We start from the raw sequence: 22,206 nt of genomic DNA, 5'->3' as shown, positions 1-22,206 counted from the left end.
AAAAACTATAGAAATGAAAAATAAAGCAATAGCAGTAACCCTATTTTTGGCCTTGACTTTGGTACTCGCTTCATGTAATGAAAAGGTGAAAGGAGAACTGGGATATAATGAAACTACATCGGAACTTTCAGAAAACGGTGAAGAAAGCCATAATGATGAAGAAGGTGTCGTTGAAATTACAGAACAACAGGCCGAAACAATTGGTCTTGAAATGAAACCTTTGGAAAAAAAGAGTTTGGGAAATACCATAAAAGTGACTGGGCAGTTGGAACTGTTTCCGCAAGACCGAGCAAACATCAGTCCTTTTGTGGGTGGCAACGTACGTTCCATAAACGTTATTGAAGGCGATAAAGTAAATAAGGGACAGGTAATGGCCTATTTGGAGCATCCAGATATTATAACAATGCAGCAGGAATATCAGGAAAAAAATAACGAGCTCGCGTTCTTGAAACAGGATTTTGAACGTAAACAGACGCTTTATGACAAAGGCGTTTCTTCTGGTAAAGATTTTCAAATGGCACAATCAAAATTTCGTTCCACCACGTCGTCGGTAAATGGGTTGCGTTCAAAGTTGAAATTATTGGGGATAAACACCGATAAGGTTTTGCAAGGGCAGATTTTTTCTGCAATCGCTATTACAACACCGATAAGTGGGTATGTAGATGAAGTGATGGTGAGCATTGGAGATTACGTGGCACCACAGACCAAAATGTTTACGGTGAGCGATAATTCTGAAATACACGCAGATTTTAAAGTCTATGAAAAGGATATCAGAAAGGTCAAGAAGGGACAGGAAATTTATTTTACGGTGGCCTCAAAACCAGACGAGCTTTTAAAGGCAAAAATCCACGCCGTAGGTAAAACATTTGAAACCGACCCAAAAGCGTTGCACGTACACGCAGACGTTCACAACGAAGATAAAGAGTTGCTTCCCGGAATGTATGTGGAAGGCCGGATAATCCAAGATGAAAAAATGGCATTCGCGGTTCCTGAAGATGCGATAATCAAAGAGGGGGCGCAAGCGTTTATTTTTATTTTAGATGAAAGTGGCGAGAAGGAAGCAAATAGAATGAAATTTAAAATGATACCTGTAACCATTGGGATTTCCGATTTGGGGTATGTGGAAGTCAATCTTCCAAAAGAAATTGCAGCAGACGTAAAAGTGGTTACCAAGGGCGCCTATACGCTATCGTCAGAAATGATGAAAGGCGAATTGGAACACAGCCATTAAGTTCTCTAATCACTGAAAAGAAAATAAAGACCTCACAGGTTTTTAACCCCGAACCGTCGGGACTGTTAGGTTTCTGTAAACATATTGAACAAACAGAAAATCAGAATTATGAAAGAAATAAAAGCATTTATAAAACCAAACAGGATTCAGAAAGTAATCGATGCCCTTACCGATAATGGTTTCAAGAGTATGACCTTATCACAATCAGAAGGGACAGGAGCTTTTAAGGCGAAAAGTGCAAGACCATCCTTGGATTTTCATATAACAGAAAGTCCCGTAGTAAAATTGGAATTGGTCTGCCAAAATGAAGAAGCCCAAACCGCAATTGATATCATTATAAAAAATGGCAAAACTGAAGAGCCAGGAGACGGAATCATCTACGTTGCCAACATTGAAGATGCGTTTCAGATTAAAACGGGAGAATCCTTAAAAGGCAATACCTTGTGAAAAATGGACAAATTAAAGAAAACTCTTGAATCAAGAACTGTTAGGCCAACTGCTATGCGATTGTTGGTTTTAAAATTCCTGTTGCAAAAGAAAGTTGCAGTAAGCCTCACAAACATCGAGGAATATTTCGATAATTCTGAAAGGACTACTTTATATAGAACCTTAAAGACCTTTGAGGAAAACGGCATTGTCCACCAAATAGACGATGGCACGGGTACAACCAAATATGCTGTTTGTGAAGAAAATTGCAATTGTGAATTGGAACAAGACCTTCATTTGCATTTTCATTGTAATACCTGTGATGAAACCGTTTGTTTAACGGAATACAAAATTTCACACATCAATTTACCCGAAGGTTATTTGGCAGAAAATGTAAATTTGGTGATTAAAGGTATATGTGAAAAGTGTAGCGAGCACTAAATGCACTTCCGTTGCATCAATAAAATCATTAGATTATTTAAAAATCTAAGGTTATGATACATCTATTTAAAACACACAAAGACAATCTAATTGCCGTAAAATTAGAAGGCAAAATCTCGAAAAGTGATGTAGAGAAAATACATCCACTTATCGACAAAATTACTGAACAAGGAAAAAAAGCAGATTTCTATCTTGAGATGCACGATTCCCATGGTTACGATCTCAAAGGTTTATGGGCAGACTTGAAAGTTGATGCTTCGCACCTCTCAGATTATGGGAAAATAGCACTTGTTGGCGAAAAGAAATGGCAGGAATGGGCCGCTAAGGGAACCAATTTCTTCACAGGTTCTGAAGTGAAATATTTTGAGTTAAAAAATAAAGAACAGGCAATGGCTTGGATTAAACAATAAAAAACCGATGGCAAAAGAAAAAATAAATCTTCGGGATATCGATACCCAAAAACATTCCGGAGAGTACTCGCACGCCCGCCAGCCTGGGCTGGACGACGGCCATTCCCACGGAATAGAAAAAGCAGGTTTCAAGACTTATCTACCTGCTATTTTCAGCTTTGTAATGCTCATTGCTGGAATTGCGATGGATTACTATGAGGTTCCATTTTTTAACGATTGGGTTCGTATCGTTTGGTATGGGATTGCTTATATTCCTGTTGGATTACCAGTTGTAAAAGAGGGATTGCAAAGCATTATGAAAGGCGAGTTCTTTACTGAATTTCTTTTGATGTCCATAGCCACAATAGGTGCGTTTGCCATTGGTCAATATCCTGAAGGTGTTGCAGTAATGCTGTTTTATGCCGTTGGAGAACTGTTTCAAAACGCAGCCGTTAACAGGGCAAAATCAAACATCAAAGCGTTGTTGGATGTAAGGCCGAATGAGGCGTTGGTATGTCGCGACAATGATTACATTTCAGTGAATCCAGAAACCGTCAACATTGGCGAGAAAGTGCAAGTCCGCGTGGGAGAAAAAATACCTTTAGATGGTATTTTACTTTCTGAAAAAGGCTCTTTCAATACAGCTGCCTTAACGGGTGAAAGCAAACCAGATACTATTGCAAAAGGTGAAAAAGTATTTGCGGGAAGCATCAATATGGATGGCGTTGTCGAAATCGAAACTACCAAAGAATTCAAGGACAGCTCTATTGCCAGAATTCTTGATATGGTGCAGAACGCCACCGCGAGGAAATCAAAAACCGAATTGTTTATCAGGAAATTTGCGAGGGTTTACACCCCAATTGTCGTATTCCTTGCAATTGCGTTGACATTTTTACCATACTTTTTTGTAGATGACTATATATTTCAGGAATGGTTGTACCGAGCCTTGATTTTCTTGGTTATTTCCTGTCCGTGTGCTTTAGTTATCTCCATTCCGTTAGGTTATTTCGGCGGATTGGGAGCCGCTTCAAAAAATGGAATCCTCTTTAAAGGTGCTTCATTTTTAGATGAAATGACCAAAGTGACCACAGTGGTAATGGATAAAACCGGAACGGTTACAAAAGGTGTTTTCAAAATAAAGGATATAAAAGCTGTTGATTGGGAAGAAGCCGAATTTATGAAATATCTGATGGCGATGGAAGAACAATCTACCCATCCCATTGCCAAAGCTATTATGGAATACAAAGCCGAGGGCGAAGATTTTGAAGCTACCAATGTTTCAGAAATTGCGGGTAAAGGCTTAAAAGGAACTGTCAACGGAAAAACTGTTTTGGTTGGAAATAAACCTTTGATGACTTCAAACAATATTGAAGTCCCTTCCGAAACTGACTCTATTGTGGAATCCATCGTTATGGTTGCCATTGAAGGCAAATTCGCTGGCTATGTTATTATTGCAGATGAATTGAAGGATGATGCTCACGAAGCCATCAAACAAATTCGCGAATCAGGCATTTCAAAAATCATAATGCTTTCAGGCGATAAGGATTCCATTACGCAACAAGTAGCTAAAGAAATGGGCGTGGATTGGGCAAAAGGTGGTTTGCTGCCTGAAGATAAATTGGAGGAAGTTGAAAAACTGATGTCTGAAACTGATAATAAAGTCGCTTTTATTGGCGATGGTATCAACGATGCTCCAGTGTTGGCAGCAAGTGATGTCGGTATAGCAATGGGCGGATTGGGAAGCGATGTAGCCATTGAAACCGCTGACGTTATTATACAAACCGATCAACCGAGCAAGATTGCAAAAGCAATAAAAATAGGACGTTCCACACGTAGAATAATTTGGCAAAATATTGGATTGGCATTTGGTGTGAAAGCGGTGGTTTTGGTCTTGGGTGCAGGTGGTCTTGCCACAATGTGGGAAGCAGTCTTTGCTGATGTTGGCGTAGCTTTGTTGGCTATTTTGAATGCGGTTCGGTTGCAGAAGATGGATTGGAAGAACTAGACAGATTTATAACTAAAAAACCATAATATGCCAGAAAATAGACGGGAAAGACGTCAGAAGGAAAAAAAGAAAGAGCAAACTGAAAAAACGGCCATTACTAAAAGAGATAAAATACTATGGATTAGTATTCTAGTGGTTGTTATTCTTTTGATTTGCTTTACGTTGTTTTTTAAGTTTTTAGAATATTTCGTGACTATTGATTGATAGATTATTGTTTAAATCTTTAAGGAATAGTGAATTGGATTGGAGTCATTTTACCTAACTATTAAATCTTAGCTATATATTTATAGTGCTGCTTTGTGATTTGAGTGTTGTTTGTATTAATCAAGAGTGGGGAATAAGCAACTATAAATTTTTTGAATAGATCGCTTTAACCTTTATTCCTTCGGTTCAATATGAATGAGCACATGTCCTAAATTTGGTATTTCTTTTCGCAAATAGTCTTTTAATTTATGTGAAATATCATGTCCAGCGGTTACCGAAATTTCGCCGTTTACAATGGCGTGTAAATCCACATTAAATTTCATTCCAGCTTTTCTGACAAAACATTTCTCCGTACCTAAAACACCTTTAACCTCCATAGACTTTGCTCTGATTTCGATGATTAAGTCTTCATAAAGTTGTTCGTCCATAACCTCACCTAATGCCGGTCTTAGAATTAAGTAGCTATTGAATAGTATGAAAGCCGAAGCAAAAAGAGCTGCCCAATCGTCAGCATTTTCATAACCTTTTCCAAAAATGAGGGCGATGGAGATTCCAATAAAAGCCATGACCGAAGTAATCGCATCACTTCGATGGTGCCAAGCATCTGCCTTAAGTGAAGAGCTATTTGTTTGTTTACTTTTTTTAATAACAATTTGAAATGAGATTTCTTTCCAAATTATAATGAGACCTAACACAATCAAAGTCCAAGACTCTGGAGTTTCGTGAGGTGTCTGAATATTTTGAATACTTGTATAAGCAATGACTGTGGCAGAAACTACAAGAAATGCGACTACAGCAAATGTAATGAGTGGCTCAATTTTTCCATGACCGTAAGGATGATTTTCATCTGCTGGACGTTTTGCATATTTAAATCCTACTAATACTAAAAGCGAAGCAAAAATGTCCGTTGTCGATTCAATGGCATCTGCAATTAAAGCATAAGAATTACCAAAAACTCCTGCAAGACCTTTTATTAGAGCTAAAGCAGTATTTCCAATGATACTGAAGTAAGTTGTTCTTATTGCAGTTTGTACGTTATTCATTTGCTTTTTAGATTACCAAATATCTATTTATGTTGAAGATGTGTCGAGTCATCTCAAAATTGATTCAAAAGTCAAAATGGGATTGGGGCGATTCGTGAAATTTTTAAAAGTGCCTCAAATGAACTAATTAGGCAAAGGGTTTTGGGGTCATTAGGAACATTTTTTATGACCCCGAAAGGTAAATATATAACCTCGAAGGAACAAATTGTTTTGATCAAGTATGAAACTCACATTTATGGGCATGCAATTTACTAAAATAGGTTGTAATATGTTTTTTAAGCGAACTACTCCATTATACTGACTATTTCATTAAATCCTCTAGACTTTGCGTGCTGTAGAGGAGTGATTCCGTCATTATCTGGAATATCCATCTTAGATCCAGCATCCTTTAAAATCTTGACTATTTGTTGGTGTTTTTCACTACCGTCCCCAAGTACAATGGCTTCCATTAATGCCGTCCAGCCCAATTTATTAACGTGATCTATGGGATAATTTTTAGTATTGGCTAATAGTTGAACCGTTTCTACATGGCCACGTTCGCAAGCAGGTATTAGTGCTGATCCGTTGTAGCGATTAAAAATATCGAAACGTGCGCCATTTTTTAAAAATAATCTCGAAAGTTCAGTTTGACCAGTAGCTCCTGCATAAAGAAAAGGACTATCTAGATTAATAGCTTGCTGGTTGACATCTGCTCCATATTTTAAGAGTAATACGGCCATTTCTGCATACTGTTTTCTAGTAGCAATTAGCAATAAAGATTTTTTATTGGAATCTGCTGTGTTAACGTTTACACCATTTTTTAAAGCTGCTTCTACATTAGATAAATCATTTTTATTTACCAAATTCAAGATGTTTGACATTGTTATCGTTTCTGGTTGCGTGTTTTCTGTATGATCCGATGAGCCACAATTGAACATAAGCAATAGTAAGAGAGAAATAGTTTTCATGATTAAATTCTTTTAGTAAACAGTAGTTCCGTTGTGTACTAGTGATTTTACGGGAGATATTCTTGACACCGCTTCCGCAGAGCAACTAGCATCTATTAATACAAAATTTGCATTGTCTCCTGTTTTTGGCCATTGTTGAATTCCTTTGTCATCTAAAGGAATTGGTCCTGCTGTTGCTAATCTTAGCATTCTCGATAATTCAAATTCGGTTGATCGGCCATATAATTGAGCGGCTAAATTTGCTTTTTCGAGGACGCTGCCTGTACCGAAAGTATTCCAATGATCGACGATGCTGTCATTACCAGTAGTTACATTTACACCGTATTTTAGCAACGTAGGAATTGGCATTATCACTCCGCCAAAAGGAATAGTGGATACAATACCTATTTGAGCATCGGCAAGTTTCTCAGCTATTTCTTCTTGTTTGGTTTTATCCAATTTTCCAAGAACAAAGCAATGACTCAAATACGTTTTTCCTTTTAGGCTGGTGTTCTCATTGACTTTTTTTATCAGATACTCAACAGTATTTAATCCAGATTCGCCCGTTTCATGTAAATGGATATCAATTCCTTTTTGATTATCTAAGGCTAATTGAACTGTAAAATCGATCGTTTTTTCAATAGCGCCGTCAATAGTAAATGGATCCAAGCCACCAATGAAATCAATGTCCATTTTGGCAGCTTCTTTTAGATAAGGAACAGAATCGGTGTAAAACACACCATGTTGAGGAAAAGCTACTAATTCTGAATCAAAACCATTCTTTTTATTTTCTAATGCGACCTGCAAATTTTTTAAGGATTGAAGTTTTGATGTCGGATCAATATTCACATGGCTTCTGGCAAAAGATGTTCCTTTTGATTGCAATAATTCAATAAGTTTCTCGGACTTGTATGTGGAGCTTTCTAACATTTCAGGAATAATTTGCTGTTCCAGAGCAATCATTCCTTTTACGCCACCACTTCTCTTTTTTACCGCTTGCCATTTATCTCCGTAAAATGTTTTGTCCAGATGGATGTGCATATCCCGAAAAGCAGGTAGCATTAATAGTCCTTTGGCGTCAATAGCGTCTACAGTGGGATCATTACTTGATATGCCTTTAATTTTTCCTTCGGCAATTTCTACAGTAAATAGGTCAGTGAGTGTTCCGTCAACTTCTCCATCTTTATAACTGAAGCCCGTTTCGAGTCTCACATTTTTTAAAATATGGGCATTGGATGTGTTTTTTATATTTGGATCTGTTTCGACAGAAGTTGCGTTTGTTGTGTTCAAAAAACTTGAGCCGACGGTTAGTCCAGCGACTCCAAAAGCGGAATTTCTTAAGAAGTCTTTACGAGTTATGCCTGAATTATTCATATATCTTTTTTATTTCTACAAATTTACCACTAAAGTAAAAGCGAAGTGTAGAGAAATCATTCTAAGACTTGTAAAATTTATAACTGATCACGAAAATCAGTAGGAGATATTCCAGTTTGAGTTTTGAAAAAATTAGAGAAATAGGCATGATCCATAAACCCTAACTCAAAGGCAATTTCTTTAACCGAAAGTCCAGTCGATTTGAGTAAACGTCTGGCTTCGAGTATAATTCTTTGTTGTATCAATTGTGTGGCAGAAATATTTAAATGCTTTTTACATAATATATTGAGGTAATTGGCCGAAATATTTAGATCTGAGGCATATAATGAAATCCGTTTCTTCTCTTTATAAGATTTATCAATCATTTGCTGAAATCGCTCAATTCTAGGTTCAGTTTGGTAAATCTCTTGGTTGGTGAAAATGTTGCCCGCCACCTTACTGATGATGGCTGCAATAACTGCGATTCGAGAAACAATTAATTCTTTCAGAGAATCTTTGCTCTCGAGTTCATATTTTATTGCAAGAAATTCATGATGAATAAGCTTGAAGGAGTTTTCGTCCAATTGAAACACTGGGTGATTTCGATAATCTATCAAAGAGAATCTAAAATTTGAGGAAAATCGCTCAAAAAACTCACGATCAATCATCAACTGGTACCCCGTAGTCCCAGGCTTTATGTTCCATTTATGTACTTGGCCTGGAAATAACAAATGTATTTGTGAATTCTGAATTTTGTAATCTACAAAGTCAATGTTGTGAATTCCTTTTGCGTGGTTAAAAAGTATTATAATAAAAAAGTCGTGTTGATGTGGGGTATCTATGTGCCGTTCTCCATGTAATTCATTAAATAGAAGTTGGTCTTTAATAGTCAGTTGTTCTGCTATAAACTCTTCAAAACCAAGAAGCGGAAAGTGCTTGTTCTTTTTTAATGACATTAGGTATAATTGCTTTAAATGTAAAGTTATCAATAATCGTATTTATTTTATGGTTATTAATATATCCTTTACTAAATACTTAGTTGATCGATTTTTGGGGGATCCTCAATTCTTGATAGAATTAATGAATATAAAAAAACGGACAATTTTCGAATTTTAGTTGAAAAATAAATAAATTTTCTTTGTAACGTACCGTTCAAGATTTATATTTGTCTCCTATTTTTAATAAATCTAAATAAGAATAATGAAATACACTGCCTTATTGGTTTTGCTGTTTTGTAGCCTGACTGCATTTTCCCAATCTATTTTGAAAGGTGAAATAAAAGATGAATTAAATCGACCTATTGTCGGAGCTACAATATATCTAGAGGAATTGCAAAAGGGAACGACTACAAATTTTGACGGACTTTATACGCTTAAAGATATTCCTGAAGGAACTTATACTGTAACCATAAGAACCTTAGGTTATCAAACGAAAAAAGAAAAGATAGAATTTTCTTCTAATGCTATTGAAACATTTAATACAACACTTAAGGAGGATTATGGAAGTCTGGACGAGGTGGTAATTTCCGCAAGCCGAAATCCTGAATATCTTTCTGAAATCCCTGCTTCTATAACCGTTGTAAATTCAGTAAAGCTTAAAGAATACACCAAATTAACTTCCAACATTAATGAAATTTTGGCTTATACCGTTCCTGGACTTGCTGTGAGTACTGGGACTTCTTCCAATTGGGGTCAAACTTTAAGGGGTCGATCCTTACTCGTCATGGTAGATGGGATACCCCAATCAACTCCTCTGAGAAATGGACAATTAGGTATTGAAAGTATTAATGCCAATGATTTAAGCAGGGTTGAAGTTATCAAAGGAGCGACTTCTATATTTGGTAATGGAGGCAATGGAGGCTTTATCAACTATATCACTAAAAGCCCAAATACCACCAAAAAAATAAGTGGAACTACTGATGTATGGGGAACCTCGCAATTATCGGATACAAAAGACGCTTTAGGGTATGGCGCTTATCAATCGCTTACCGGCCAGCTCAATAAGTTTAATTATTACGTTAGTGGAAGTTTCGAACATACAGGAAATAAATATGATGCAAAAGGGGTGCCTCTACTTCCGACCTATGGCTTTGATAACACAAAAACTTACAGTAGCTATGGTAAACTGGAATATCTCATCTCTGAAAATCAAAAATTGACACTTAATGGAAATCTTTATAAGTCGCGTCAAGATTCTCCTTTTATTCCCGTTTTTGGGAATGCCCAGGTGTTTAATGCGGAAGGGGATTATTCCTTAGAAGCAGGCTATGGTGTAAAAGGATCCATCCCAGGAGAGAAACCCACAGGGTCTCAATTGATAAACGGCAGATTGAAATATAATTTGAACGCAATCTTTTCAGGTACTACCGATTTTGAAACCGACCTATACTATTCAAAAGCTGAGAGTATTTTCTTTTATTCCGATAAATTCGAAAATGGCGGTCAATCGGTAGTTAATTCAGAAAAATACGGCTTGCGACCTAATTTTAATACGCAAATAAATTCGCTTGACGGTTGGGATGTCTCATTGATATATGGTTTGGATTTATTAAGGGATAAAACTAATCAAGGTTTGTTAGATGGAAGGCTCTGGGTGCCAAATATTGAACTGAAGAGCATAGCACCTTATTTACAAGCTACTTTAAAATTAAACAATAACTGGGTGTTTAAAGGAGGTATACGTTATGACGACTTAAATATGGATATCGTGGATTACAGCACGCTTCCTTATTCGCCTAAAGGAGATGGTAATTTTAATCCTTCAATTTCAGTTCAAGGCGGACAATTGGCATTTAATAATCTCGCATTTAATTTGGGTTTAAGATATATTGAGCATCAGGAATTTATTCCATATATCAGCTATTCACAAGGGTTCTCCATTGCGGATTTGGGTTCCATTTTAAGATCTGCGATAGCCGAGAATATAAACGATATCCAATTAGAACCTGCTGTTACCAACAACTATGAATTCGGATTTATTTCTAAATTCAACAACCTTCGATTGGAGGCTGTGGGATACTATAGTACTTCAAATTTAGGTACAGGAGTTGCATTCAGCGACGCGCTTAACACATTTATACCTTCAGTACAACCGCAAAAAATATTTGGCGGAGAGGTGTCGATAGATTACGCATTTCCTAATAATAAACTAGTTGTTGGAGCGTCCTATTCTTACGTAGAAGGACTTAAAAACGGAGTAGGAGATGAGAATAACCTAAGTTATGTTGGTGGCGATGTTATTTCTCCCCCCAAATTAACAGCACATATAACTTGGAAGCCTATAGAAAAGTTGAGTGCTTCTTTAAGAATGTTAAATACGGGAGATCGGAAGCGTTTTGATCCGTTTCTAGATGCTAAAGGTAATTATGCGTTCAGACATACCGAATTTCCAGTAGAAGGCTATACGTTAGTCAATTTATCAGCCACTTACGACGTAAAACCTAACATTGCTATTTCTCTAGGAATAAACAATCTTTTAAATGCGTACTATTTACCCGCAAGATCCCAGTGGGCGGCACCGTTAAGGACTTTTACCGCAGCAGGGGAAGGTGCTAATGCACGTCTTGGTATTACTTATAATTTTTAAATTGGATAGTACTCGTTATTTAGGCATGGACGTGTCTAAATAACGAGTATCATTCCCAATCAAATTTGGTATTTGATGCGTTTCTCAAAAATAGTTAAGAACATACATCTTTATTTAGGCTTGTCTTGCGGTATTTTAGCTTCCGTTTCAGGGCTCACTGGTGCTATGTACGTTTGGCAGCCAGAGATAACTGCCACCTTAAATCCAGAATTGTTGAAGGTAGATGCTATCACTAATATTTCGGAAGAAACACTTTTAAAAACTTCCTTGACACTTTATGAAAATCAAAAGGATTCCGTAGCTAAGATATTTCTCCCTTATCGCGAACAACAGACGATCTCTGTTATTTATACCAATGACAAAACGCTTTATTATCATCCAGAAAACGGAAGGATTCTCGGACAGAAATCCGCTTCTATAGCATTTTTTGAGAATTTGTTGAATATTCATCGCACGCTAGGAATTCCTAAAATAGGCAAATACGTCGTAGGTGGAAGTGCGGTCTTGTTTTTTGTTTTTCTTCTGACTTCTGGGTTGTTTTTGTGGTGGAAAAAATACAAGTTTAATTTTAAAAAAGGGATTAAAATTAAATGGAAACGAAATAGAAAAAGGTTTAACTATGACGTGCATAAGACACTAGGTATTCTTTTTTTCCTTCCCCTGCTTTTAATGGCATTTTCTGGTGCATATTTTACATATGTCACCTATTATAAAGAAGGTTTTAAATTGATGGATCGGGTTACTGAAATCACCCCAACTGAAGAAATGGTTAAGATGGGGGATACTCTGGATATAAATTACTTATTGGAGAATCCAGATAAACACTATGCACTCCGTGCCATTTACTTTCCCCAAAATTCAAATGAAGGATATCAATTTAGGTTTATAAAAAATCGGTTTATTGGTCCTGGTCTTAGAAAAACCAAGGAATTAAAACTAGATCAAAATGGTAGGGTGATTAGTATAACTTCTTTTGATAGCGACCCCCTAAGTGAACAAATCGCAGCACAAATGTATCCGATTCATATTGGAGAAATCACAGGTTTTCTGGGAAGAATCTTGGTTTTTGTTTCTGGATTTATTCCTGTAATTTTATTTATTACCGGTCTGCGATTTTATTATTTCAGTAAACAAAAAGTTAATAATAGAAGGTGACCGCCTCCTTAAGAAATCTTGAAACCAATTACAAATCTTCAGATTTCCATTCTAATTGCCTGGTCATTTCCGGGATGTCGAAAAGTGATCAAACTATATTTCGACTTAGTTTAGCACAAGCATTTCATATAAGAGTTTGAAGTTAAGTCCGTAACATAATTTTACCATTTGTTATTCACTTTTAAATATTCAATTCCGTTGAAAACTGCAATTTTGGCATGTTCAAGATTTTCAAATTGTTTGTTACCGAAAAGGTCTCCAATTATACATTTGAATTTCTGTGTTTTTTTATCTTTATAAATAACAATATGATGATCGGATTTTTTTAAATACAAATTTCCGTTTTTGCTGATTTTCCATTCTTTCTTAAGCCAATTAATTCGTCGTTGAGAGTTATTTCGTAAACGTTGTTCTTGTTTTTTTGGGTTTACATAATCATTCGTCATTCTCTCTGCACAGACACATCCAACTCTAAATTCGTCTCCAAAATCTTTATGGTTCAAAACGTGTACATACCTTATGCGTTCATTGTTACACATCATGCAAGTTTCGTATGTAGTTTCATCTTGAGATTGACCATCTTCTCTGATGTCATGTACGTAGTCTAAAACCCATCCTTTATGCGGTACTCCTGGTATATTCCAATAATTACTCATTTGGAATTGGTTTTAGTTTTTTTTTGTACTGATTATCAGTTGTTTAATTGTAAATATACAGAGTTTTTAGAAGAACGCATTATGGATTTTTATCTCTCCTATAAAAAATTTAAAACAACTAGCAAGAAGGAAATGCACATATTTCAAAAATGTCAAGGTTATAATAAGTTCATATATAAAATATATTTAAACGGACAATAATGATTCAGTCAGAAGTGGATATATAGTGATTGGAATGTGTTTGGCATTGCTTTGTTATAAGTTTTGCATGCAGAATTGCGCAAATTATGTTGGAAAACTATAATATTTTGAATGAGGTTGTTATTAGAATTCAATCAATCTCAATTCCTCCATTCGAATTGCCATATCAATAGGAGATACATTGATCAAAATACTTAGGGAAGAACATTTCCTTACATTTGGCGAAAAGCTGCATTTTCAGAAAAATAACTTCACTTCAAAAAATATTGAACACGACTCCAAAGGTTTCGATTGCCATTCCTCTTGTTTGCTCATTCCAGGGAAGATCCTAAAGCAGTCCAGCGCCTTTCTCATTTCCATCTTTCAAGATGCCTCCGATTTAATCCTGCAAAGGAATCGTTTAGGTATTGTAAAGCCTAAGCGGATTTATCGCAATCAGTTAAGATTAGTTTTAGAAAAAAGTTAGGGAAATATAAAGGAAACCTTAAAAGCAGCAACTTGTAGTCGTATTTTTATGTTAATGATTGGTGTGTTTACAACGAATAATTATATTTTCGTCTTTTAAATAACATTTGAATATTATGAAAGAACTTATTGAAAACATGCAAAACGATTTCGCATCATTTGAAAGTGATGCAAAAATGCAATTGGAAAGTGGAAATAAAGCGGCAGGATCAAGAGCAAGAAAAGCTTCATTAGCCTTGGAAAAATCTTTAAAAGAATTCCGTAAAGTCTCGATTGCTGAATCTAAAAAATAAACAAAGAAATCATCTCATTAACTAAAAATGAGATGATTTTTTTTTATGCCATTATGTATTGAGGCATTAGCATATAAAGAGAGTTAGTAAAAATAACTCTTAATTTCAGTCAATCGTAAGCAGAGATATCACTCAGTCCATTGCCGCTCCATTCTGTGAAAGGTTGGATTATTGGCCAAGCGCTTCATTAAATAGTTTTGAACCCAACTCCAAAGTCTACAATCTGCACTCCACTTGACCGCTCATTCCCGATAAAAGTTGGGAAGCCGACAAACTTCTTTTTGTCTACTGCGTTTAAGTCACATCCAGCTATAATAGATCACACCCTCGTCATAACCCACTCAGCCCATTGCCGCTCCATTCCGCGAAAAGCTCCATTTCGGGCAAAGCGCTTCATTTAAAAAAAGTCTTTGACCCAACTCCATAGTCTACGATTTCCATTCCAATTGACCTCTAATTCCGAAAAGGTAGGGGAGTGGTTAAACTATACTTCGATTTAATTCAGTAAAGGCATTGCAAACTCCATTGTTAATGTCACGTTCGCTTAGCCTTTGATAACGAGAACAAGCCGTTGATTAAATCAAACACATTCTATCTCATTCTATTATAACTTAACTGGGGAAAAGCGGGTTTCAATCCATCCAAGAACAACGTATTGTAAACTTATTAGCTCATACAAACATTTAGTTTTGCAGATTGATTCTGAAAAAAGAATTACCATAAATATTGCAATATCATTATTTCTAACAAATGATTATAATGTCCTTATATTCAAAGCTATTGTTGTCCGGTTAAAACTTGTAGTTATTCGCGTAACCTAGTTTAAATAGAGGTATAAAGGTTTTGATCTATATTACGCTTCTTTTATTTTTTATTACAAACGCTTTTAAAAAATGCGAATTTAAATTGGTTATAAAATTTAAGTCCAATGATTTTATTGCTTTACGGAACAAGTCTGTATTCTATGTTGTAACAACACAGTGATCTTGCTTCTTTTATAGGACAATAGAGATTTAAAATCAGAATCGCGAAAAAGCACTGGAAGTTTCCTTCCTATTAGCCAAATATTTTATCAAGTTTTATCCTGTTAAGTGGTTTTTCTATATAACCTATAACCAGGTGATGCGCTTTTGCGCATTGAATGTCGCTGTGATTTACTGAAGAGGATAGAACATAAATAATATATTGCTCTTTTACTGTCGCCTCAAAGTGTTCAAATATTTCTAGAAACTCCCATCCCGATAGAGTGGGCATATTGATGTCAAGAAAAATTATTGTTTTTCCGTAAGAAGGGTTCCATTCTGGTTTAGATGTTATATAATCCAATCCATCTTCGGGTATAGTAAAGTTATTAATATGGATTTCACCAAATAATTTAATCAGTACTGTTTTGGTGATGAAGTTATTTAAAGGATCATCGTCAATTATGAGGAATCGTTTTGGAGTTTCTGTCATCTCAGATTTAAATTTTAAATATGATTGTAAATTCAGTTCCTTTATTAACTTTACTTGCAACAGATATTTTTCCTCCGAGAGATTCTACATGAGTTTTTACCATAAAAAGACCCATACCTTTTCCTTCAACGTGTGAATGGAACCGATTATAAAGCTTGAAAATTTTATCGCCTTTGATTTTAATATCCATTCCCAAACCATTGTCTTTAAAATTAAAAATTATTTTTCCTTTTTCTTTTCTACTTTTTATTTCGATGCGAGGAGGTTCACCCGGCCTGCAGTATTTAATACTGTTGCTTATGAGATTATGGAAGATACTATTTAAATTATTTTTAAGTGAATAAAATTCGTCCACCTCTGAAAAATCAGTTACAATTTGAACGCGATGTTTTTTAGCAAGATTGCTCATACTAAACATAATATCATCTATAAGTTTAGAAAGGGTAATGATTTCCTTTTTCTCGTGGACTTCGCTTTTACTCTGCAAAATGGTATTAATATCTCTGATAATGTTGTCGAGTCTAATTGTAGAAGACAGCAGGCCATTCAGCAGTTCTTTTTGTTCCTTAGAGGTCAAAGTTTCGTTCTGTAAAATTTCTGCAAAACCTATAATATTGGCTGTGGGTGCGCGGAGGTTGTGCGATACGATATATGAAAACTGCTCGAGATCGCTATTACGCTGAACAATTTCTGATATCATCTTTACCCGTTCGCCTTCTGCTTTAATTTCTTTAGTTAAATCTCTTAATATACCATAAATATAGATAGGTTTACAATTAGTGTCAAACTCAACCTTCCATTCTGACGAAGCGTAACCCGTTTCTCCGTTTTTACTTGTAAAGCGAAATTGAAATGATGAATCAGTATACGTAGTAACGGCATCTTCGATAGCCTTTTTGGTCATAGCTCTATCAACAGGGAGAACAAACCCAATAAAGGCATCATATGAGGGGCGTACGTGTTTGTTTATTCCTAAAATCCTATAAAATTCATTAGACCAACTATGTTGGTTGGTTACTAGATCTACTTCCCAACTACCAACCTGAGCAATTTGTTGTGCTACCTTTAGTTTAGCTTCACTTCTAAATACTTTTTCTACGGCAATTTTTCTGTCCGTTATGTCTTGGAAACTTCCATGTATCTTTATACAATTCCCATTCAAAAATTCTCCTTTACCGATTGTTCGTACCCATTTTAGATTACCTTTAAAAGTAGTAATCTGTAATTCTTCATCCCAGGGTGTGCCATTTTCAATACAGTCCTGTACCTTCATACTTATTGTGTCTTTATCATTACCTTCTTGAAAATAACTTATTCCGACATTTAGCTTAGGAACATAGTCTTTTTCAACCTCACGTATCTCCTTTGTTATGTCAGACCAGAAAACAGTTTCATTTACGACATCAATTTCCCAGCTACCAATTCTAGCGAGCCTGTTTGATTTCTCTAAAAGAGTTTCTAGATGTTTCTTCTCTGTTACATCCGACACCATTCCCAAGGATCCTTTGAAATTACCGAGATCATCAAAAATAGGGTTTGCTGATACCTTAGTGTGTATGGCTTTGCCTTGTTTAGAAATAAAAGAATAATCTAAGGTTTCTGCATCTCCATTTTTTCTTTTTTTCAATGCAGTAACAGTTTTTTTCTTCCCTTCCCCATCCATGAATTCATAATGTGGTTTGCCTAACAATTCTTCTTCAGTATATCCAAGGATCTGGCACATCTTCTTGTTTATAAAAGTAGTCTTACTGTTTTCATCAATCATCCAAATACCTTCTTGTGCGGTTTCAACAATTTGGCGGTATTGTTTTTCGCTTTCTTCAATTTTTTTTCTAGATTGTATTTGTTCTGTGATGTCATTTAAAAAAATGAAAATGCCTTCTATCTCGTCGTTTCCATTTTTATAGGCTTGATAAATGAGGTTGATATAAAAATCAGTCATTTCGCCGTTTTTTTCTTTGTCGACTTTAACCAACATTTCTGTACAACTATAGGATTTGCCCGTATGATATACTTGATCTAATAACTCAATAAAACCCTGATCAATGACTTCTGGAAGAACTTCAGCGACTGTTTTTCCAATGATGTTTTCTTTATCGATCAGTTGCAAATAAAGCGGGTTGGCCATTTCAAAAACATGATTGGCTCCTTTTAACATACCAATTGCTGCTGGTGCCTTTAAAAACATATCATAGAATTGATCCCTTTCATTTTTGATAGCTTTTTCCAAAGATTTCTGCTCGCTTACATCCTTGGCTATACAACATGCTAAACGAAGGTTTTCGTCCCAATTAACGGACCATAGGAGGGAAATTGTTTTTCCGTTTTTGTGCACATATCTGTTTTCAAATAATGGAATTTGATTGCCATTGAAAATGTTTTCAGCTAGCCTGGAGGTAATGTTGACATCTTCTTTATAAACGAGCCTCATAAAATTGGTGCCAATAAGTTCTTCAGGAGTATAACCCCAAACGCTTTGCGAGGCAGCACTGACATTTACAAATTCCCAGTCAGCGTTAATTGTACAAATAACATCAAGTGAAGCATCGAGAATGCTATTAAAGTGAAAAAGGGTGTTTTTGAGCTTAATGGAGGTATCACTAAAATTATTTTCAGCGATTTTTCTCTTGGTAATGTTTTGATGGGAAATCAAAACTTTAGAATCATCGTCACCAAATTTGGTAACGGAGAGATTCAGCCATAGTTGCTCGGTTGGGAAGTGGCAAGGAAATTCGATTTTAAAAGTTTTAACTTCCTTATTAAATACTGATAGAATACCTTTTAATATTGGCTCTGCCCAAACATCTCCCTTAGCCATTAATTTCAGGCAAACTTCAAAATAGTTACTTCCCTTAGTAATTCCTCCCAGCGAATCTTTACCATTAGTCTTTGCAAACTTTTCCCATCCTTTGTTAGCCGCTATAATATTTCCTGAAGAATCGACAACAGCAATATGTAATCGGGAACTTGCAGGAGGAATACTAGCGCTGTCTTGATCGAGAGTTCCTTCCTCTGGATAACCAAAAAGCTTATTTGCTCCAATATTCCAATCCCTAATTTTTGCATCCAATGTTTTGTCAATAATCACATTTGGAACATTGGGCATTGCATTAAGATTTAAAGGGCCACCAATCAAATTATCAAGTTCTGCTTCCATACGAGATTTATGAATGGCATTCTTAATGGCCTGTGGCAAGCGGAGTAAATGTGTTTTGAGAAAGTAATCATCGACGCCTGCCTTCAAAATTTCAATTTCATATTCTTCAGATAAAGTTGAAGCAAGGATTATGAAAGGAGTATTTATTGACTTCTGTTTAACTATCTTCATAGCCTCCATTGGGCCAAAATATGTAAGGTTGTTACTGGAGAGTACGATATCGGGGGTGAAGTCTTCGAGCGCCTTTTCAAATGCAACTTTATTATTAACAACCAATTTTTCAAGTTGAATTTTTCCTTCTTTAATAACTTTTTCTACTAACTCAATATCAGTGGGTATATCTTCAAGGTAAAGTATTTTAAATCTATCTTTCAATCTGTAGGGTTTTTTAGTGCTTATTCCGAAATGGGAGAGGTAATTGATAGTACACAAAAGCCAAGCTATAGGTATTTCATAAATTAATCAAGTTTAAGAAGAATGCTATATGGACTCATGGCCGAAAGGTAAAGTAGCGTACAATATTAGGCTCTGGATTGAAAAGCTTGAGCGCTGATTCAAATATGTTTTTATGATATCATTGTCTTTTAATGGCCTTACTAGAATATACAAATCAATTTGGGGATTGTCAAATATAGGCATGTTAGAATTATGAGTTTTTTGGAATTCTCTTTTAACCATGTTTTTTTTATCTTAATTTTACATTCCTAAAAATATGACATGATATCAGAAGGAATAATAATAAATTTATGATAGAAATACTTTTTAGTGTGCTTATTTAAATTACACATAAAGATATTTTATGTGTAAGGCTAAGTTAGTAATTACCATGGTGATTATAACAGAAATTTATACTTTTAAAAAGCAATGTATGGTGGAGAAAGAAACAAACTGTACTGGTCTAGTTATAAAGTGGTTGCTAGGAGGTTTTCTCGTCGATTAGGAGAAAAGCGTTAAGCTTTTTAATTTTATGCTATCTGGTGATGTGCAAAAATGATAGATGAAGTGTTGAAATTTTCGTCGTTATGGTTTTATTTGAATAGGAAGTATAAATTGAACTATTGTAGCGGATCATAGTAGTATACTATGACCGTTGTTTGCAGCCAGTTCAGTGCGACTTTTTTGGAGATTAATTTTAAAGTATAGTAGGATAAATGGTGAGTATGGAAAAAAGTTCATGATAATTAAGACGTACGAGGTCATGAAAAGGTATTAGCCATATATTTAGTTGACGTCTTTAACCGTGTAAAGGATGAGCATTTAGTAGATACAGGGTATTACCTTTTAAAAAACAACCCCAAAATACTTCATAAAAATCTCAGGCTGCAGAATTCCATTCATTCATCTGACATTTTAATAATCGGCTCATTTTATAAAAGCAGAAAGTTTTATTAGTAGGTGTTAAGATATACTGATATAATTTTGTGGTGTGTAACCAATCGCGAAGATATCATGATCTCCTTCCATTTTAGTACAATATTTAAGATTTGGCATTATTGTATTTAAATCTATGATAATCAATTATCTCTAGTGTAATTGTTACAGAATTTAGATATGATATTTAATTATATAAACAGTAATTATCCGAGATAAAGCATTCTTTATTTGAGGACCACTCAGCCCATTGCTGCTCCATTCCGCGAAAAGCTCCATTTCGGGCAAAGCGCTTCATTAAAAAAGTCTTGGACCCAACTCCAAAGTCTACGATTTCCATTCCACTTGCCCGCTTATTCCCGAAAAAAGTCGGGAAGCGGTCAAACTCCATTCCATTCTCCGACTTTGAAGTAGCGTCCGCTTAGCCTCGGCTAAACGATAATGATTCGTTATCATAACACGGGAAGCACATTCCCCTGCATTCCGCGCCCGCCTGACGGGCGGGCAGGAAAAGCGCCATTCCGGGAAATGAGCTTTGATAAAAAAGTCTTGGACACAATCCCCAATTTGAGCTTTCCATTCCGTTAAGTCTTCCCGTTATGCTGGGAAGGACCAATTCATTCCAGAACTATAATTGGAAATACCATCCGCCAGACCGGAATTTCATTTAATGATTTGTTACCGTTTTCTTTGTTTTCAGTCTTCAAATAAGTTTCTTAGTTCAGTATCCGCACCAGTATTGATATATGTTTTTTATCCAAATAACAACATTTTGAACTTGAACGCAATGACGAGTTGTAACTTTAAATTTATATAATTAATAAGTCCCCAATAGAGCCAATCAGCAGTGTGGCTAGCCTAAGACAGTTATTGTGTTATATGTAAATTTACTTAACATTTTAAAACCGATACCCAGCTCGCAAATGTAAATTCACTGCCACATCAGGTTCATTTATTAAAACCACGTTGTCTTTTTTAAAGTAATGTACATAACCAACACCGATACCTGTTTCATACGCAAAATGATTACCAATATTTCTTCTAATTCCCCAGGTAGGTACAATGGAGATATCAGTAATAAAATTAAGATCGCTTTCATTGGAAATGACAAACCAATCTGGATGATATGTGGTCTTTATGGAGATGAAATTTCCGCTGTTACCATCTATTCTTTTTGATTTGCTCACTCTCTTGTTTAAATTGTAATACCATCGAGGTTCCAATGTTAGGACTGGTGTGAGCAAATATCCCGATATATTATTACCATCCTTTATTGTAACTCCTGTATCGAGCCCAATTTCGCTTCTTAACGAGATTAGTTTAGACAATTTAGATTCGTTATGCACCCAAATTCCTAAAAAGCCAGTTTGGATGCCAAAAGTCGATTTTTCAACAGTGGCATTTTGTGATATTGCATTTAAAGTCAGTGCGCAAATAAATAGGGAAAACAAGATTTTTTTCATAGAGTTGGTTTGGGTTTGAGCTAATTCTTTTTTATAATAGGTGGTCGTTAATCATCAAGTTTTTCATAAAACGATGGGATATAAAATATAAAGGCCCCAATTTTTAGAGACCGAAAATAGGAATTTTTCTTACATATTCAAGTTTATAATGTATAAATACAATTTGGGAACTAGGAAAGATTAACAAAGGAATAAGAAAATATACTTTAGGAAATTATATATTATATTATGCTTCTTAGACGGGATTAACAGTGAGAAAAATGGCATCTAAATCTAAAAACAAAAAACTTATTTGATTTTAGTTAAAAGTAATCGAAAATTTTAATTACAACCACTCAGCCCATTGCCGCTCCATTCCGCGAAAAGCTCCATTACGGGCAAAGCGCT

At 35.5% G+C, this 22,206-nt stretch carries 17 protein-coding genes; 9 read left to right on the top strand and 8 right to left on the bottom strand.

What is annotated here, in order from left to right; all coding sequences use genetic code 11:
* The first annotated feature begins 13 nt into the window (after positions 1-13).
* The 6 genes from ACOH2D_RS11520 (at position 14) to ACOH2D_RS11495 (ending at position 4,696) form a co-directional block, all read left to right on the top strand.
* Positions 14-1,231: an efflux RND transporter periplasmic adaptor subunit gene (locus ACOH2D_RS11520; RefSeq protein ID WP_449535306.1), complete on the top strand. Its 1,218-nt coding sequence runs from the start codon at positions 14-16 to the stop codon at positions 1,229-1,231.
* Positions 1,232-1,339: 108 nt separating this feature from the next.
* Positions 1,340-1,678: a P-II family nitrogen regulator gene (locus ACOH2D_RS11515; protein WP_449535305.1), complete on the top strand. Its 339-nt coding sequence runs from the start codon at positions 1,340-1,342 to the stop codon at positions 1,676-1,678.
* Between the two features lie 3 nt (positions 1,679-1,681).
* Positions 1,682-2,098 carry a Fur family transcriptional regulator gene (locus tag ACOH2D_RS11510; protein ID WP_449535304.1) on the top strand — a complete coding sequence of 139 codons (417 nt, stop codon included), beginning with the start codon at positions 1,682-1,684 and terminating at the stop codon, positions 2,096-2,098.
* 53 nt (positions 2,099-2,151) lie between these two features.
* Positions 2,152-2,508 carry a SpoIIAA family protein gene (locus tag ACOH2D_RS11505; protein WP_449535303.1) on the top strand — a complete coding sequence of 119 codons (357 nt, stop codon included), beginning with the start codon at positions 2,152-2,154 and terminating at the stop codon, positions 2,506-2,508.
* Between the two features lie 7 nt (positions 2,509-2,515).
* Positions 2,516-4,492 carry a heavy metal translocating P-type ATPase gene (locus ACOH2D_RS11500; protein ID WP_449535302.1) on the top strand — a complete coding sequence of 659 codons (1,977 nt, stop codon included), beginning with the start codon at positions 2,516-2,518 and terminating at the stop codon, positions 4,490-4,492.
* 27 nt (positions 4,493-4,519) lie between these two features.
* Positions 4,520-4,696, top strand: a complete 177-nt coding sequence (locus ACOH2D_RS11495) for a hypothetical protein (RefSeq protein ID WP_169817241.1) — start codon at positions 4,520-4,522, stop codon at positions 4,694-4,696.
* A 173-nt stretch (positions 4,697-4,869) separates the two neighbouring features.
* On the opposite strand, the gene ACOH2D_RS11490 is transcribed toward ACOH2D_RS11495, so the two are convergent.
* The 4 genes from ACOH2D_RS11490 to ACOH2D_RS11475 form a co-directional block, all read right to left on the bottom strand.
* On the bottom strand, positions 4,870-5,739 hold the full coding sequence (locus ACOH2D_RS11490; protein ID WP_449535301.1) for a cation diffusion facilitator family transporter: 870 nt from the start codon (positions 5,737-5,739) through the stop codon (positions 4,870-4,872).
* Between the two features lie 284 nt (positions 5,740-6,023).
* Positions 6,024-6,686: an ankyrin repeat domain-containing protein gene (locus tag ACOH2D_RS11485; protein WP_449535300.1), complete on the bottom strand. Its 663-nt coding sequence runs from the start codon at positions 6,684-6,686 to the stop codon at positions 6,024-6,026.
* A gap of 12 nt (positions 6,687-6,698) precedes the next feature.
* On the bottom strand, positions 6,699-8,039 hold the full coding sequence (locus ACOH2D_RS11480) for an amidohydrolase (protein ID WP_449535299.1): 1,341 nt from the start codon (positions 8,037-8,039) through the stop codon (positions 6,699-6,701).
* 77 nt (positions 8,040-8,116) lie between these two features.
* A complete protein-coding gene (locus ACOH2D_RS11475) occupies positions 8,117-8,974 on the bottom strand; it encodes an AraC family transcriptional regulator (protein ID WP_449535298.1) in 858 nt (285 codons plus the stop codon).
* Positions 8,975-9,218: 244 nt separating this feature from the next.
* Between ACOH2D_RS11475 and ACOH2D_RS11470 the strand changes: the two genes are divergently transcribed.
* Positions 9,219-11,603: a TonB-dependent receptor gene (locus ACOH2D_RS11470; protein WP_449535297.1), complete on the top strand. Its 2,385-nt coding sequence runs from the start codon at positions 9,219-9,221 to the stop codon at positions 11,601-11,603.
* A 75-nt stretch (positions 11,604-11,678) separates the two neighbouring features.
* Positions 11,679-12,758, top strand: a complete 1,080-nt coding sequence (locus ACOH2D_RS11465; RefSeq protein WP_449535296.1) for a PepSY-associated TM helix domain-containing protein — start codon at positions 11,679-11,681, stop codon at positions 12,756-12,758.
* Between the two features lie 161 nt (positions 12,759-12,919).
* Here the strand turns inward: ACOH2D_RS11465 and ACOH2D_RS11460 are convergent, their stop codons facing one another.
* Positions 12,920-13,414, bottom strand: coding sequence for a hypothetical protein (locus tag ACOH2D_RS11460; RefSeq protein ID WP_449535295.1), 495 nt, complete (start codon positions 13,412-13,414; stop codon positions 12,920-12,922).
* Between the two features lie 782 nt (positions 13,415-14,196).
* Here ACOH2D_RS11460 and ACOH2D_RS11455 point away from each other — a divergent pair.
* A complete protein-coding gene (locus ACOH2D_RS11455; RefSeq protein WP_449535294.1) occupies positions 14,197-14,373 on the top strand; it encodes a BF3379 family histone-like protein in 177 nt (58 codons plus the stop codon).
* Between the two features lie 1,056 nt (positions 14,374-15,429).
* Here the strand turns inward: ACOH2D_RS11455 and ACOH2D_RS11450 are convergent.
* The 3 genes from ACOH2D_RS11450 to ACOH2D_RS11440 all read right to left on the bottom strand — a co-directional run bounded on the left by ACOH2D_RS11450 (position 15,430) and on the right by ACOH2D_RS11440 (position 21,819).
* Entirely contained in the window at positions 15,430-15,828 is a 399-nt protein-coding gene (locus ACOH2D_RS11450; protein WP_449535293.1) for a response regulator, read from the bottom strand.
* A 7-nt stretch (positions 15,829-15,835) separates the two neighbouring features.
* A complete protein-coding gene (locus ACOH2D_RS11445) occupies positions 15,836-19,360 on the bottom strand; it encodes a PAS domain-containing sensor histidine kinase (RefSeq protein ID WP_449535292.1) in 3,525 nt (1,174 codons plus the stop codon).
* Between the two features lie 1,895 nt (positions 19,361-21,255).
* The gene (locus ACOH2D_RS11440; protein WP_449535291.1) at positions 21,256-21,819 is read right to left on the bottom strand and encodes a hypothetical protein; all 564 of its coding nucleotides are present in this window, start codon (positions 21,817-21,819) and stop codon (positions 21,256-21,258) included.
* Positions 21,820-22,206: the final 387 nt, after the last annotated feature.

Source organism: Gelidibacter sp. (assembly GCF_053579655.1).
This window is presented reverse-complemented; position numbering and strand designations above follow the sequence as displayed.